Origin of the sequence: Burkholderia sp. Ac-20392, from assembly GCF_017104585.1 — a bacterium.
GTDB lineage: Bacteria > Pseudomonadota > Gammaproteobacteria > Burkholderiales > Burkholderiaceae > Burkholderia > Burkholderia lata.
In genome coordinates, this window is record NZ_JAAGPB010001205.1 from 1 (window position 1) to 279 (window position 279).

The 279-nt window shown below is 60.6% G+C and carries 1 protein-coding gene; it reads right to left on the bottom strand.

Annotated features, from left to right (window positions below; genetic code table 11):
* On the bottom strand, positions 1 to 279 hold a 279-nt coding region (locus G3N99_RS42675; RefSeq protein ID WP_206125352.1), incomplete at both ends, for a hypothetical protein.

Here is a 279-nt window from a genome sequence, read left to right on the forward strand (position 1 = left end):
TGTCGACCTCGACATCGACGGGATTGTCGTCGGCGAACAGTTCGATCACATCGTTGTCGACTTCGACGTCGACGGGTCTCTCGTCGGCGAACAGCTCGATCACGTCGCTGTCGACCTCCACGTCGACAGGGCTGTCGTCAGCCACCAGCTCGATTGGTTCGTTGTCGACGGGGCTCAGCTCGACGAACAGTTCGGTAACGTCGCTGTCGACCTCGACTTCGACGGGCTTGTCGTCGGCGAACAGCGCGATCACATCGTTGTCGACTTCGACGTCGACGG